The following is a 13156-nucleotide window of genomic DNA, read 5'->3' as shown; positions in this document are numbered from 1 at the left end:
GCGGTACTCGCCTAGCCTCGATTGGTCCGGCGCTGGCCTGTTTCCAGCAGCTGCACATCAACGTAACCGGTGCCCGGCATAGGAGAACCGCGTTGTTTGCGAAGCCGCGTGGCTTTGTACTCGTCCCTGGACAGGTTGAATCCATACCAGGCAATAAACCCCGCCAGCCCCATACCCCAAAGAGCGCCCCATGAGGGGCTATCTCCTTGAAATAGCGGGGACAGAAGCATCGCCACCGACGCAACGAACCCAATGCATCCGAATGCCGACAGAATCGCCATCCCCCACCAGGAACTCACCTGCGCCTGGCCGCGGCCTGGCGTGAATCCAATCTCATCGCCAGCGTAACTGTGGAGTTCGCCGGTGCTGGTCCTGCGGAGCACTCGCTTCTGACCGTTGGCCACGGCCTCCTTGTGCTCGGCATACACTTCATCGTCGCGCAGATCGCGCTCGGGGTCGTAAACCACGGCCAGCCTCCAAAGCTCGAAAAGTCCAGCCTAGCGGCCGCGGTGGCGGCTCAGCGGCTCGACTCACTCGCTCGATAACGGCGTGTAGCTACTTCTTCCCGGCCTTCAAATCCGCAACCACCTTTGCAATCCGCCGGGCACGGGTTTCCGGCGTCTTGGCGTCCCCGATCGGCTCCACGTACCTCCGCTGCGAACTGTAATTCAGGGTCTCGTAAAAGGCCTTCGCCCCAGGCTCGGCGTCCAGCGCGGCAGCCAAGTCCTGGGGCACCTCGATGATGCGGGGCTGGGTATCCACTTCCAGACCAACCTCCACCGTGTCCCCGGCGGCGGCACCGGTCAGCTCCCGGTTCGCCGCACTGACGCCCACCATGTACTTGCCGCCCATCACCGCAACGCTGCTGCGATAGCTCTGGCCGTTGATGGTCACCACCACCGGCGGGCGCTTTCCTGCACCCAACCCGTCAACGACCTCGTCCGGAACCTCGATGCCAGCCTTGTTGCCATCGCCCACGATGGTCGTAGTGAATTTCATGACCCAAGTATGCCGTCGGCTGAGAGTAGACGCACCCCGTCGGCTGGGCTACGTTCGAACGTAAGCGTCCCACCACAAAGGAGACAGAGCATGGATAACCAGGACCTGCTGGAACGTATTCAGTCGCTGGTCGAGGAGGAACACCGCTTGCGCGACTCCACCAGCACTGGGGCGGGGGATGACAGCGCCCGCCTCGCCCAGCTGGAGGCACAGCTGGACCAGTGCTGGGACCTGCTGCGCCAACGTCGCGCCAAGAAAAACGCCGGCGAGAACCCCGACGACGCCGAGCCCAGGCCGGTCAACGAGGTTGAGGGCTACCGCCAGTAGGCGCTACGCCCCTTCAAGCACCTGGCTGGTCGCCCACGCCAGGTACTTGGCCGCATTAGCCACGGCATCGGCGACGTCGGGAACACCATCCTTGCGCTGTGCAACGTCCAGCAACTGCGCGGCGGCCACGATGCCGTGTTTCGCCAGGTCTTCCGGCGTGACCGTGATGCGCCCCGCCACGGCCACCACTGGTATGCCGTGCACACTGGCGGCATCGGCTAGCGCGATCGGCGCCTTGCCCGTGAGCGACTGCTCGTCCATGGACCCCTCGCCGGTGATGACCAGGTCGGCCTCGCCCAGGTGCTGGGCCAGGCCCGTGAGGCCTGCGACCAACGCGAAGCCGCCTTCCAGCGCAGCGTCAGTAAAGGCCAGGAACGACGCCGGGAACCCGCCTGCCGCTCCGGCTCCGGGCACGTTAACGTCGCGGCCGGTGGTTTCCCGAAGGAGCGATGCCCAGTTGCGAAGGCCGGCGTCGAGCTTCTCTACAGCGTCCTCATCGGCGCCTTTCTGCGGACCGAAAACATGTGCGGCGCCATCAGGCCCGTACAGCGGGTTCCGGACGTCGACGGCGATGCGGAACGTCACGGCCGAAAGCCGCGGATCCAGCCCGGAGACATCCAAGGCGACGACGTCGGCCAGCGAACCGCCGCCGAGGGGCACCACGTTCCCCGCGGCATCGAGGGGCTTGAGCCCCAACGCACGCAAGGCTCCGCTGCCGCCGTCGGACATTGCCGAACCGCCCAACCCCAGCACGATCTCAGTGGCACCGGCTTCGAGAGCGGCGGCGATCAGCTGGCCGCAGCCGTAGCTGTGGGCGCGGAGCGAGTTCTCGGGAGTCGGCTCCATGTGCGCCAGGCCGGATGCTTGCGCGGTTTCGATCACGGCAGTGGCGCCGCCAAATGCGTCCTTGCGGATCGCCCAGGAAGCGCCAACAGGCTTGAGGATGGGCCCAACCACGGCGTTGTTCCGCTCTTCGTAGCCCGCTGCGATGGCGGCATCCAGTGTGCCTTCGCCGCCGTCGGCCACCGGGAACTGGGTGGTCACGGCGTCCGGGTAGACGCGGAGGGCGCCTTCGGCCATGGCTGACGCGGCTTCGGCAGCGGTCAGGGATCCCTTGAATTTGTCGGGGGCGATGAGGATACGCATGGATCCATCTTGCCAGCTTTGCTGGGAAAGCGCTTGCCGCAGCGTAACCTAGCCGTTCAACACTCTAACCGGAGCGTCCGCAAGCCACGCCTTCACGTCCTCGAAAGCGCCCCCATAGAACTGCCGGTAACTCTCATGAGTCACATAGCCGATGTGCGGCGAGAGCACCGTCCGGGGAGAGTGCAACAATGCATGCCCGGAAGGAAGCGGTTCCTCGTCGAAGACGTCCAAGGCGGCGCCCCTGATCCAGCCTTCCTCCAGGGCCTGCACGAGCGCCGCCTCATCCACCAGCGGACCCCGGGCCGTGTTCACCAACAGCCCCTCCGGGCCCAGAAGCCGGAGTTCCCTGGCGCCCACAATGCCCTCCGTACGCTCGGACAACCGGAGGTGCAGCGTGACCACGTCGGACTCGCGGAACAGCTCCTCTTTTGACACCTTCCGGGCGCCCGCAGCTTCGGCTGCTTCGGCAGTGAGGTTCTGGCTCCACGCCAGGATGTCCATCCCAAAGGCCTTGGCGTAGCGGGCCATCCGGGAACCGATCTTGCCCAAGCCCACAATGCCCAGGGTCTTTCCCTCGAGTTCGAACCCAACGCCCGTTTGCCACTCCCCTGCCCTGAGCGAGTTCTCCTCCACAGGAAGGTTCCGGGCAAATGCCAACAGGAGCGCCCATGCCAACTCCGGTGCCGCCGCCGGCGAACCAGCCGTACCGCACACCACAATCCCGCGCTCCTTTGCCGCTTCCATATCAATGGCGGCGTTGGCCATGCCCGTAGTCACCAGGAGCTTGAGGTTCGGCAGGGCATCCAAGGCACTCTGCGGGAAACGGGTGCGTTCGCGCATCGCCACAATGATGTCGAACGGCGCCAAAGCGGCCACGGCCTGCTCCTCCGAAACGAAAGGTGCGCTGAAAACGCTGACCTTCACGTCGTCGTCGAGCAGTGACTCCCACGGGGCGTAGTCCCCTGAGACTTGCTGGTAGTCATCAAGGATCGCTAAACGGAACAGGGTCACGCCAATCTCCCTCGCGCAGTGGCTGCTGGTACTGACCACCATCTCACGTAGGTTTTTGGGTGTCAGCCCAACCCGTAGGGCACGGTCGAAACGGTAGGAATGTGAGCGAGGGTCCACGGGAAACGGTAGGGATGTGAGCGAGGGTCCGGTTCCCCCCAACCCTCGCTCACATCCCACCCGCTTCAACCAAACGCTCGCTCACACCCACTCGCCGCGACGGACCAGGACTTCCTTGAGGAGGTCGAGCCGGTCGGACACGAGACCGTCCACGCCAAGATCCAGCAGCCGGTCCATTTCCGCGGGTTCATTGATGGTCCACACATGCACCTGCAGGCCCAGCCGATGGGCGCGTCGGACGAAACCCGGAGTCACAACCGGGAGCCTTCCGTAGCGGACCGGGACCTGGAAAACGTCGACGCCGGCAAGCAGCTTCCGTGCCAAAGTGGCGGGCAGGACAGGACCCAGAAGAACAAAAAGCGCCGTCAGAGTGCTGCCGGCCGAGGAGGCCACACGCCGTGATAACAGCCGAAGGACTGCGCGGCGGCGCCTGTCCGAAAAGCTCGTCACCAGGACCCGGTGGTGGATTCCATGCCTCTCAATGGCCTCCGCCAAGGGGCGCACCGAGTTCCAGTCCTTGACATCCAGGTTCAGCCGGGCGTCCGGCAACGAGGTAACCAGCTCGTCGAACGTTGGCACCGGCTCCATCCCACCAATGCGCGCCTTGGCAACCTCCGCGGCGGTCAGCGAGGAGACGGCGCCCACGGAATCGGTCACCCGGTCCAGGGACGAGTCGTGGAAGACCAGGACCACGCAATCACGGGTGGTGTGCACGTCCGTTTCCAGGTGCGCAGTTCCCAATTCGACTGCAGCCTTGAAGGCTGACATGGAATTCTCCAGGCCGTCCAACGAAAAACCCCGGTGCGCGAAGGCCAAAGGGCCAACCGAACCGTCCTTGCGGAGGAAATAGGGCAGCGTCACATCCGTAGCGTAGCCGACGTCCGCCCCAAAGAAGTGTGTCAGGCCTCGTGCGGAACGATCGCGACGCCGTCGCTGACGTGCACCAGCGTCCGGCCGCGACCGCCGTCGAGCTCCACCCAAACTGCTGTGGCGTCTCCGGTGACGGCGTCCACCACACCTGCGGACTCGTAACCGGGGGTGAGCGTGACCTTGACGCGGTCGCCCTGCCGCAGCGAGCGCCAGTGATGATCCGGTTCGATGCGCCGCAACGGCGCAGTGGTGAAATCGTTGATCCTACGCTTTGCCATGGTTCCCCTGCACCTTCGACGTGCTAACAAGTCCGTGGCTGAAAGCCTACGGGTGCCACGTGAACGCCGGTTGTATGGAGGCTGGGAACTCGGTGACAGCTGCGGCCTGCGAAACTAGGGGCATGACTGTATTGATTGCCGGGTGCGGCGACCTCGGAACCGAAGCCGGGCTTCGCTTCGCCGCCGCCGGCCGTGAGGTTGTTGGCCTGCGTCGGTCCCCCGAAAAGCTGCCGCCCCAGATCCGTGGAATGTACGCGGACCTCGCCAAGGACCTGCCGGAGTTTCCCTCGGATGTGGACATCGTGGTGATTGCCGTGGCAGCCGATACCTCCACCGAGGAGGCCTATCGCACGGCTTATCTGGAGGGCACCCGGAACGTGCTGGACGCGTTGGAGCGGCAAAGGTTGGAGCCGCGCCGGATCCTTTTCGTCTCCTCCACGGCTGTGTACAAGGATTCCGGCGGGGCTGTGGTGGACGAGTCCACGGCCACGGAGCCGACGCGCTTCAGCGGAAAAGTGCTGGTGGAGGCCGAAGAATTGCTGTTCTCCCGGACCCGAGGCACCAGCACAGAGGCCATCTCGTTGCGCCTGGGCGGCATCTACGGACCGGGACGCACCCGGCTGATTGACCAGGTCCGCACAGGACAAGCGGTCATTCCCGCCCGGCCCCGGCACACCAACCGCATCCACAGGGACGACGCCGCAGCCATGATCGTCCACCTCACCACCATGGACCAGGCTCCGGATCCGGTGTACATAGGCGTTGACGATCACGCGGCAGAAATGGGCGAGGTCATGCGGTTTCTTGCTGCTGAACTGGGCTGCCCGGAACCCCCGACGGCGGCACCCGGCGACGCGTCCGACGCCGGCCCTGGCGACAAACGCTGTTCGAACAAGCGTGTACGGGCCACCGGGGTCGAACTCACCTTCCCCACATATAAGGAGGGCTACCGCGCCCTGCTGGCGGGCAAGGGCGTGCGGCACCCGTGACGGGGCCTGCGTGGGGGCGGGCATATTTTGCCGCGCAGGCCGTGGCGGGGGCTGCCTGGTGGATCTCAGTCTTTGCCCTGCCACTGATCCGTGAATTAACGCTTGGACGGTTAGATCCTGTCATGGTTGCCTGTGCGGATATCCCGCTGTTCGTCGTGGCTTCGGCCGTGGCGGCCTGTGGCAACAAGGCGGCGGCTGTCATCGCCACCGCCTGGACCTGCTTGGTCACCGTGGCGTTGGCAAGCTATGCCACCATCAGCACCGAAGCAGGGTGGGGCGTTGTGGCCATGGCCGCCGCGTCCGCATGTTCCATAGTGGCGCTCTGCCTCGTTGCCTACGGACGAGTGCCATCTGAGTGGGTTCTCCGCGGTCCGTTCGCGTTCCGCCCAGCAGCGCAACGCCCCACGGCAGCTCCGCATGTCGCGACGACTTTCGCGCAACTCGTGCTCTTCTGGAGCTTCTTCCTGGGAGTGATTCCCCTCGCGGTGTCAGCACTGGAGCACCGCTGGGCTGTCGCCCTGCCGATCCCTGGCATCGCAGGCGTGATAGGCGCGGTCCTCCTGGTACTTGCCAGCGCACTGGGCATCTATTCAGCACTGGCCATGTCCACCCTTGGACAGGGCACGCCGCTGCCATCCGCAATGCCCAACCGTTTGGTCATCGCCGGGCCGTACCGCTGGATCAGGAACCCGATGGCTCTCGCAGGAATCGTGCAGGGCGCTGCCATCGGACTCATGCTGGGATCGTGGCTGGTGGTCGCTTACGCGGTGATTGGCTCGCTGGTGTGGAATTACGCAGTGAGGCCCCACGAAGAAGCTGATCTCCGCCGACGGTTTGGCACAGACTTTGACCGCTACTGCGACAACGTCCGTTGTTGGGTCCCGCGGTTCGGAAACTAAACCCGCTGTTCGGTGAGTTTCGCCTCAAGAACCTGGGCCACGCCGTCGTCGTCGAAGTGGGGAGCCTGCCGGCCGGCGGCAAGAATGGCCTCCGGGTGTCCGCTGGCCATCGCGTAGCCGTGGCCTGCCCAGCGGAGCATCTCAATGTCGTTGGGCATATCCCCGAACGCCACGACGTCCGCGGCCTCGATCCCCAGCGACTCGGCGTACTTGGCCAGGGTGACGGCTTTGTTGATGCCTTGGACTGACATTTCCAGCATTGCCGTGCGTGGGGCCGAATGCGTCGTGCTCACCAAGTGGGCGACTGCCGGCTGCACCTCGGCAAGGAAATCGTCAGGGGTGCCCTTGCGGGTGATCGCCAGGAACTTTACGACGGCGTCATCCGCCGTCAGCGTCTCGTCCAACGGCCGGGGGGTGAACTCGGCAAGCAGCTCACTGGTTTCGTTCTCGATGAAGCCCGGCTCCAGCTGGAAACCTGTCAGGGTTTCGACCGCGAACAGGGCATCGGGCCTGATGGACTTGATGATGCGGCGGGCCTCAAAGACTGACGCGGCGTCCAGGACGCATGAGGAAAGTGCTTTTTCGGATTCCAAATCCCACACGACCGCGCCGTTGGAACAGATCACGATTCCGCTGTGGCCGAGCTGCTCCTGAAGCGGGTAAAGCCACCGCGGCGGCCGGCCCGTGACGAAGACCAGTTCCACCCCTGCGTCACGGCACGCCTGGAATGCCTTGATGGTCCGGTCACTGATTTTGCCGTCGTGACCGAGGATGGTGCCGTCAATATCGCTTGCTACGAGCCGCATCAATCCAGTCTAGTGGGCTGCTGATCTGGCGCCGCCGAAGCCAAGTGATAGCGCAGCCCTGGAAGTGCCCCATAGTGTGGGTTCATGAGCGAGAAGACCGGAACAATCGAAGAACACAGCACACGCGGCGCGTATGTCACCGGCGGTGAGTTCAACCGGGACACGAATTATATTGAGGACCGCATCACCCGCGATGGCGCACCCGGACCTGACGGAGAACCGGGCTGGCCTGTCGAACCGGGACGGTATCGCCTCATCGCAGCGCGGGCATGTCCGTGGGCCAACCGAACTGTGATTGTCCGCAGGCTCCTTGGGCTCGAAGACGTCATCAGCCTCGGCCAGCCAGGACCCACGCACGACGCCCGCTCCTGGACGTTCGACCTCGATCCGGACGGCAAGGATCCCGTGCTGGGCATTGAGCGGCTGCAGGAGGCGTTCTTCCGCCGCTTCCCGGATTACCCCCGAGGCATCACTGTTCCGGCCATTGTCGATGTCCCCAGCGGAGCAGTGGTCACCAACAACTTCCCCCAGATCACTCTGGACTTCTCCACGGAATGGACGGAGTTCCACCGGCCCGGCGCCCCGCAGCTCTATCCGGAACACCTGCGCGAGGAGATCGACCTGGTCAACAGGCGCGTCTTTACCGAGGTCAACAACGGCGTGTACAGGTGCGGGTTCGCGGGCTCACAGGAGGCCTACGACGCCGCCTACGAACGGTTGTGGACGGCCTTGGATTGGCTGGAGGAACGGTTGACGACCCAGCGCTACCTGGTGGGCGACACCATCACGGAGGCCGATGTCAGGCTCTTCACCACCTTGGCCCGCTTCGATGCCGTCTACCACGGACACTTCAAGTGCAACCGGAACAAGCTCAGCGAAATGCCTGCCTTGTGGGGCTACGCCCGGGACTTGTTCCAGACTCCGGGCTTCGGCGACACCATCGATTTCGTGCAGATCAAGCAGCACTACTACATCGTGCACGAGGATATTAACCCCACGCAGATCGTTCCTGCCGGCCCGGACCTGTCCGGGTGGCTTACCGACCACGGACGCGAGGCCCTGGGCGGCAACCCCTTTGGTGAGGGCACCCCACCGGGCCCGGTCAAGGCAGGTGAAGAGGTAGCCGCAGGGCACGGGGCCGGCTAGCTCCTAAGCCGCACCCTGGTTGAGCTCGGCGCGGGTCGGGGGGTTGGCCCCGGCCCGCGAGACCGTGACAGCGGCAGCACGCGTTGCATGATCCAGGATCGCGGCGAGTGTCTCCGCAGGCATGGCCCGGAGCGCGTCCCTGTTCTGCGCCCCGTCCAGCCCGTGGTCCACAATCGCGGACAGCAGCCCGGCCATGAACGAGTCCCCCGCACCCACAGTGTCCACGACGTTCACGGAGGGCGCGGCCACTTCCGTTTCCCCGGCCCGTGTGATCCCCCATGGCCCGCGTGATCCACGGGTCACCACCACCAACGCAGGTCCTTCGTCGCCGCCCAGGGCCAACCAACGGCGCGCGGATTCCGTCGGATCGACGCCGGGATACAGCCATTCGAGGTCCTCGTCAGAGGCCTTTACGACGTCGGACAGCACCACGAAGCGTTCGGCTTGCCTACGTGCGTAGTCGACGTCCGTGATGATGCTTGGACGGCAGTTGGGATCGAAGCTGATGGTGCTGGCCGGGTGGGCATGCTCGACGGCGGCAAGCACCTCCGCGGCGCCGGGCTCCAAGGCAGTGGCGATGGAACCTGTGTGGAGCAGGGTGGTGCCCTGCAGCATGAGCGGCAGCCGCGGGGCGAGGCCGGGCAACTCCCAAGCGAGGTCGAACGCGTAGGTGGCGGCGCCGTCGTCATCGATTTCAGCGGTGGCGACGCTGCTTGGTTTGTCGTCCGGCGGCAGCGGCACCATCACCGAACTTGAACGCAGGTGCGCGGCGATCGAGTCGCCGTAAGCGTCGCGGCCGTACCGCCCGATGAACTGGACGGGGTGGTCCAGGCGCGCCAGCCCGACTGCCACGTTGAGCGGGCTCCCGCCCACATGCGCCTCGATTCCAGAGGAGCGTTGAACGACGTCCACCAGGGCTTCACCAATGACAGTCAGCATGGGACCACTCTGCCAGAGCGCGGCCTCCGCAGCCCAACAATTACGAGAGCAATCGCTGCACCAGCTCGCGGCACTTCTTGTAAGCCACTGCCTTGGGATCGATCAGGTCGAAATGGTCGCCGGGCACGCGCAACAGTTGGGCCGCGCTACCGGCAGCCGTGGCCGCAGCAACGTAGGCCTCGGACTGGCTTGCAGGAACGTCCTCGTCTTCCGTGGCGTGCACGGCATAGACGGGGACGTTGATGGGCAGCAAACTCATGGGATCCGCGTATTTATGCCGTTTGGGGAATCTGGCCGAATCACCGCCCATGAGGTTGCAGACTGCGCCGTTGCTGAGGTTGAGCTTCTCCGCGGCCGCAAGGTTGAGCAGGCCGGACTGGCTCACCACGCCTGTCAGGTGGACCGCGTTGTCCTCGGGTGAGCGCACCAGTTGGCGGTCGGCGTCGGGAGTTCCTATGGCCGAAAGCCGCTCACGACCGGCGGCCCAGACAGCAAGGTGACCGCCGGCCGAATGCCCGAGTGCCACCACTTTGCCCAACTGGAGGTCGTGGTCGCCCGCGATTTCGGACAGATGGTCGATGCCGGCCAGGATGTCCTCGAAAGTATGGGGCCAACCACCGCCGTTCCCTGCCCGCCGGTATTCAAGGTTCCAGGCCGTGATGCCGTGCGCTGCAAGGTCCCGCGCAAGGGGCTCACCGAGCTCCGCACCGTACTGCGAGCGCCAGTAGCCGCCATGGATCACAACGGCGACTCCACCGGCAGCTGCTGATGCGCCGCGATGGTTCCCGTTGTTCGGTTCAGGTATGAAGAGTTCGCCCCACTGACTGGGGTGTTCGCCGTAGCTGTACTTGTGCCGCAACATTGCGCCCTCCTTTGTACTGAGCCTATCGTGACGATCCGGAAGTTTGGCTAGGGGCACCCCGACGGCGAGTGGCCGGGTTCAGTGTCGGACCCGACCCGTAAGCTGGGGGCATGGCAAGCAATTGGGACAGCCTGGACCAGGACCAGCGCGACGCAGTGGACGCGAACGTGGCCCTCTACGAGCGGGTTCGTCCCGCCCTCAAGCGCGTTACCCGCGATGTCCTGCTCACGTTGAGGGACATGCTGAACGACGCCGAAGTCACGCCGTTGTTCGTCACGGGACGGACAAAGACCGTGGAGTCGTTCCGGGAAAAGATTTCCCGGACGGATGATCCCTTGGAGCCGGGCGGTCCGCGGGTCCTCAAGTTCCCGGACCCTTTCCGCACGTTGAACGACATGGTGGGCATCCGTGTCATCACCAAGCTGCCCGCCGAAAACGCTGCGGTAGCCAACATCATCAAGCGGCAGCGTCAGCTCTTTGATTGCCGTGGCGACCGCGAGAAGGACATCGGCTCCATCGAGTCCGGGACCTACGGCTACTCCAGCCGCCACCTGATCCTTCGCACTATCCAGAACGAGGCCGTCAAGGAGTACCAGCACGTCTTCAATCCGGACATGCCGGCCAACGGCAGCTATTTCTTCGAATGCCAGATCCGTACCGTGTTCGCGCACGCCTGGAGCGAGATTGAGCACGACATCCGTTTCAAGGCCGAAGATCCACGAGCCTGGACGCCCCATTTCGACCGTCAGTTCACAGCAACCGCGGCAATGTTGGAAACGGTGGAGAGCGCCTTCGCCGACCTCCATGAGCGCTACGAGGAAGTCCGCAGCTACTGGGACCTGGAGGGTGAGGGCGGTTCGCCCCTGACTCCCAATCGGGTTCGTGATGTCTGGCGGACGCTCCTTCCCCACGTTGACCGTAAAGTTGATGACGACTGGGGATGGGCCGCCGAGTTGCTTGCCGCCCACGGACTGACCAAGACCGTGGAACTGGCTGGGCTGCTCAGCGCCAACCGGATCACCGAGGTCCGCAAGGCCCTGGACCACCGCTACTCCCCCGGCCCCGACCGCCTCCTGGATGACCTCCTGCTGTGGCAGTACGGAACCGAACACATTGATCTCACCGCCGAGGCGCCCGACGTCGTTCCGCACCCGCGGCGCGACAGCCTCCAGCGGCGTCTTAAGCAGATTGAGCGCTACCGTCAGACTGCTTTGTAAAGACCGCCCCCAATAAGGACCCATGACTCCCGAGCAACTCATGTCACTGCGGGTGACGTTCCGTTCGCCCCGCCGCCTGCTGACGGAATCCCTCGCGGGTCTCGTGGTGGCTTTGGCACTCATCCCGGAGGCCATCGCGTTCTCGGTGATTGCGGGCGTGGATCCTCGGATCGGGTTGTTCGCTTCGTTCACCATGGGCGTGGTGACCGCACTGGTGGGAGGCCGTCCCGCCATGATCTCCGCGGCAACCGGGGCGGTGGCACTGGTGATCGCTCCGGTGATGAAGGAACACGGACTCGACTACCTGATTGCCACGATCATCCTGGCCGGGGTTTTCCAGATCATCCTGGCGGTGCTGGGGGTGACACGGCTGATGCGTTTCATCCCGCGTTCGGTGATGATCGGTTTCGTGAATGCACTGGCCATCCTGGTGTTCATGTCGCAAATGCCGGAACTCTTCAACGTCCCTTGGGCGGTGTATCCGATCGTCATCGTGGGATTGGTGATCGTGTTTCTTCTGCCGCGCTTCACCAAGGCTGTTCCTGCTCCCTTGGTGGCGATTGTGCTCATCACCTTGGTCACTGTGCTTGGTGGAATCGACGTTCCGACCGTGAGCGACAAGGGCGAACTCCCGGACAGCCTCCCGGGCTTCTTCCTGCCTAACGTCCCCTTGAACCTGGAGACGTTCCGGATCATCGCACCCTTCGCCTTGTCCATGGCCTTGGTGGGTCTGCTGGAGTCGCTCATGACCGCCAAGCTGGTGGACGACATCACGGACACCCGTTCCAACAAGACACGGGTCTCCTGGGGCCAAGGTGCGGCAAACATCGTGACCGGGTTCCTGGGCGGCCTGGGCGGATGCGCCGTCATCGGGCAGACCATGATCAACGTCAAAGGCTCGGGGGCACGCAGCCGGCTGTCCACGTTCCTTGCAGGCGTGTTCCTCCTGGTGCTGGTGGTCGTCTTGGGTGACGTTGTGGGCATGATCCCCATGGCAGCCTTGGTGGCCGTCATGATCTTCGTTTCCCTGATCACCTTCGACTGGCACTCCGTGCGGCTTTCAACCCTGAAGCGCCTCCCGAAATCCGAGACTGCGGTGATGCTGGTGACCGTTGCCGCTGTGGTGGCGACACACAATCTGGCGGTGGGAGTCGGCGTCGGCGTTCTGACCGCAATGGTGCTGTTTGCGCGGCGGGTGGCCCATTTTGCGACAGTCGAGCGGACCGAACTGGAGCTCAACGGAGAGACCGTGGCGACGTACACGGTAGACGGTGAACTCTTCTTCGCCTCATCCAACGATCTCTACACCCAGTTCGATTACGCAAAGGATTCCTCAGAAGGCATAGATCGCGTAGTTATCGATCTCCACGGCTCGCACATCTGGGATGCGTCTACGGTGGCCGTCCTCGATTCAGTGACTGAGAAGTATCGCAACCATGGGCGCGAGGTGGAGTTCATTGGGCTGAACGAGGCCAGCGTGCGCATGCGGGAGCGTCTGGCGGGGAAGCTCAACTCCTGACCAAACCGGGGATGAGACGACGGTCATCTGA

15 protein-coding genes are annotated in these 13156 nt (G+C 64.2%); 6 read left to right on the top strand and 9 right to left on the bottom strand.

What is annotated here, in order from left to right; genetic code table 11:
- Positions 1 to 11: 11 nt before the first annotated feature.
- On the bottom strand, positions 12 to 467 hold the full coding sequence (locus NEK97_RS11320; protein WP_257370021.1) for a hypothetical protein: 456 nt from the start codon (positions 465 to 467) through the stop codon (positions 12 to 14).
- Between the two features lie 88 nt (positions 468 to 555).
- A complete protein-coding gene (locus NEK97_RS11315; RefSeq protein WP_257370020.1) occupies positions 556 to 999 on the bottom strand; it encodes a YdeI/OmpD-associated family protein in 444 nt (147 codons plus the stop codon).
- Positions 1000 to 1089: 90 nt separating this feature from the next.
- Between NEK97_RS11315 and NEK97_RS11310 the strand changes: the two genes are divergently transcribed.
- Positions 1090 to 1326, top strand: coding sequence for a DUF2630 family protein (locus NEK97_RS11310; RefSeq protein ID WP_257370019.1), 237 nt, complete (start codon positions 1090 to 1092; stop codon positions 1324 to 1326).
- Positions 1327 to 1329: 3 nt separating this feature from the next.
- Here NEK97_RS11310 and NEK97_RS11305 read toward each other — a convergent pair whose 3' ends face one another.
- From NEK97_RS11305 to NEK97_RS11290, 4 genes are all read right to left on the bottom strand, one after another.
- Positions 1330 to 2472 carry a glycerate kinase gene (locus NEK97_RS11305; protein WP_257370018.1) on the bottom strand — a complete coding sequence of 381 codons (1143 nt, stop codon included), beginning with the start codon at positions 2470 to 2472 and terminating at the stop codon, positions 1330 to 1332.
- A 48-nt stretch (positions 2473 to 2520) separates the two neighbouring features.
- Positions 2521 to 3525, bottom strand: a complete 1005-nt coding sequence (locus tag NEK97_RS11300; protein ID WP_257370017.1) for a D-2-hydroxyacid dehydrogenase family protein — start codon at positions 3523 to 3525, stop codon at positions 2521 to 2523.
- 156 nt (positions 3526 to 3681) lie between these two features.
- A complete protein-coding gene (locus tag NEK97_RS11295) occupies positions 3682 to 4461 on the bottom strand; it encodes a glycerophosphodiester phosphodiesterase (protein ID WP_257370016.1) in 780 nt (259 codons plus the stop codon).
- Between the two features lie 38 nt (positions 4462 to 4499).
- A complete protein-coding gene (locus NEK97_RS11290) occupies positions 4500 to 4748 on the bottom strand; it encodes a hypothetical protein (protein ID WP_211710388.1) in 249 nt (82 codons plus the stop codon).
- 74 nt (positions 4749 to 4822) lie between these two features.
- Between NEK97_RS11290 and NEK97_RS11285 the strand changes: the two genes are divergently transcribed.
- Together NEK97_RS11285 and NEK97_RS11280 are read left to right on the top strand one after the other, a co-directional pair.
- Entirely contained in the window at positions 4823 to 5737 is a 915-nt protein-coding gene (locus NEK97_RS11285; RefSeq protein ID WP_257370015.1) for an SDR family oxidoreductase, read from the top strand.
- Between the two features lie 122 nt (positions 5738 to 5859).
- Positions 5860 to 6636, top strand: coding sequence for an isoprenylcysteine carboxylmethyltransferase family protein (locus NEK97_RS11280; protein ID WP_257370014.1), 777 nt, complete (start codon positions 5860 to 5862; stop codon positions 6634 to 6636).
- Here the strand turns inward: NEK97_RS11280 and NEK97_RS11275 are convergent.
- The gene (locus NEK97_RS11275; RefSeq protein WP_257370013.1) at positions 6633 to 7442 is read right to left on the bottom strand and encodes an HAD family hydrolase; all 810 of its coding nucleotides are present in this window, start codon (positions 7440 to 7442) and stop codon (positions 6633 to 6635) included. The two genes, NEK97_RS11280 and NEK97_RS11275, sit on opposite strands and share 4 nt — an antisense overlap.
- Before the next feature lie 84 nt (positions 7443 to 7526).
- Here NEK97_RS11275 and NEK97_RS11270 point away from each other — a divergent pair, with 84 nt between their 5' ends.
- Complete coding sequence (locus tag NEK97_RS11270) at positions 7527 to 8588, top strand: glutathione S-transferase family protein (RefSeq protein ID WP_257370012.1); 1062 nt, start codon at positions 7527 to 7529, stop codon at positions 8586 to 8588.
- 3 nt (positions 8589 to 8591) lie between these two features.
- Here NEK97_RS11270 and NEK97_RS11265 read toward each other — a convergent pair whose 3' ends face one another.
- A complete protein-coding gene (locus NEK97_RS11265; RefSeq protein WP_257370011.1) occupies positions 8592 to 9527 on the bottom strand; it encodes a carbohydrate kinase in 936 nt (311 codons plus the stop codon).
- A 40-nt stretch (positions 9528 to 9567) separates the two neighbouring features.
- Entirely contained in the window at positions 9568 to 10389 is an 822-nt protein-coding gene (locus NEK97_RS11260) for an alpha/beta hydrolase (protein WP_211710383.1), read from the bottom strand.
- A gap of 110 nt (positions 10390 to 10499) precedes the next feature.
- Here NEK97_RS11260 and NEK97_RS11255 point away from each other — a divergent pair, with 110 nt between their 5' ends.
- Positions 10500 to 11606 (top strand): GTP pyrophosphokinase family protein, encoded by a 1107-nt coding sequence (locus NEK97_RS11255; protein WP_144649037.1) that lies wholly within the window; start codon positions 10500 to 10502, stop codon positions 11604 to 11606.
- Positions 11607 to 11628: 22 nt separating this feature from the next.
- On the top strand, positions 11629 to 13125 hold the full coding sequence (locus tag NEK97_RS11250) for a SulP family inorganic anion transporter (RefSeq protein ID WP_257370010.1): 1497 nt from the start codon (positions 11629 to 11631) through the stop codon (positions 13123 to 13125).
- The last annotated feature ends 31 nt before the right edge of the window (positions 13126 to 13156 follow it).

Source organism: Paenarthrobacter sp. UW852 (assembly GCF_024608385.1).
Lineage (GTDB): Bacteria > Actinomycetota > Actinomycetes > Actinomycetales > Micrococcaceae > Arthrobacter.
The sequence above is the reverse complement of the archived record's forward strand: the minus strand, read 5'-3'. Positions and strand labels throughout refer to the sequence as shown.

Excerpts from the sequence above, each read along its gene's own strand:
- NEK97_RS11305 (WP_257370018.1), bottom strand. The coding sequence starts at position 2,472 with ATGCGTATCCTCATCGCCCCCGACAAATTCAAGGGATCCCTGACCGCT.
- NEK97_RS11255 (WP_144649037.1), top strand. The coding sequence starts at position 10,500 with ATGGCAAGCAATTGGGACAGCCTGGACCAGGACCAGCGCGACGCAGTG.
- NEK97_RS11290 (WP_211710388.1), bottom strand. The coding sequence starts at position 4,748 with ATGGCAAAGCGTAGGATCAACGATTTCACCACTGCGCCGTTGCGGCGC.
- NEK97_RS11310 (WP_257370019.1), top strand. The coding sequence starts at position 1,090 with ATGGATAACCAGGACCTGCTGGAACGTATTCAGTCGCTGGTCGAGGAG.
- NEK97_RS11265 (WP_257370011.1), bottom strand. The coding sequence starts at position 9,527 with ATGCTGACTGTCATTGGTGAAGCCCTGGTGGACGTCGTTCAACGCTCC.
- NEK97_RS11315 (WP_257370020.1), bottom strand. The coding sequence starts at position 999 with ATGAAATTCACTACGACCATCGTGGGCGATGGCAACAAGGCTGGCATC.
- NEK97_RS11260 (WP_211710383.1), bottom strand. The coding sequence starts at position 10,389 with ATGTTGCGGCACAAGTACAGCTACGGCGAACACCCCAGTCAGTGGGGC.
- NEK97_RS11285 (WP_257370015.1), top strand. The coding sequence starts at position 4,823 with ATGGAGGCTGGGAACTCGGTGACAGCTGCGGCCTGCGAAACTAGGGGC.
- NEK97_RS11280 (WP_257370014.1), top strand. The coding sequence starts at position 5,860 with ATGGTTGCCTGTGCGGATATCCCGCTGTTCGTCGTGGCTTCGGCCGTG.
- NEK97_RS11275 (WP_257370013.1), bottom strand. The coding sequence starts at position 7,442 with ATGCGGCTCGTAGCAAGCGATATTGACGGCACCATCCTCGGTCACGAC.
- NEK97_RS11250 (WP_257370010.1), top strand. The coding sequence starts at position 11,629 with ATGACTCCCGAGCAACTCATGTCACTGCGGGTGACGTTCCGTTCGCCC.
- NEK97_RS11300 (WP_257370017.1), bottom strand. The coding sequence starts at position 3,525 with ATGGTGGTCAGTACCAGCAGCCACTGCGCGAGGGAGATTGGCGTGACC.
- NEK97_RS11270 (WP_257370012.1), top strand. The coding sequence starts at position 7,527 with ATGAGCGAGAAGACCGGAACAATCGAAGAACACAGCACACGCGGCGCG.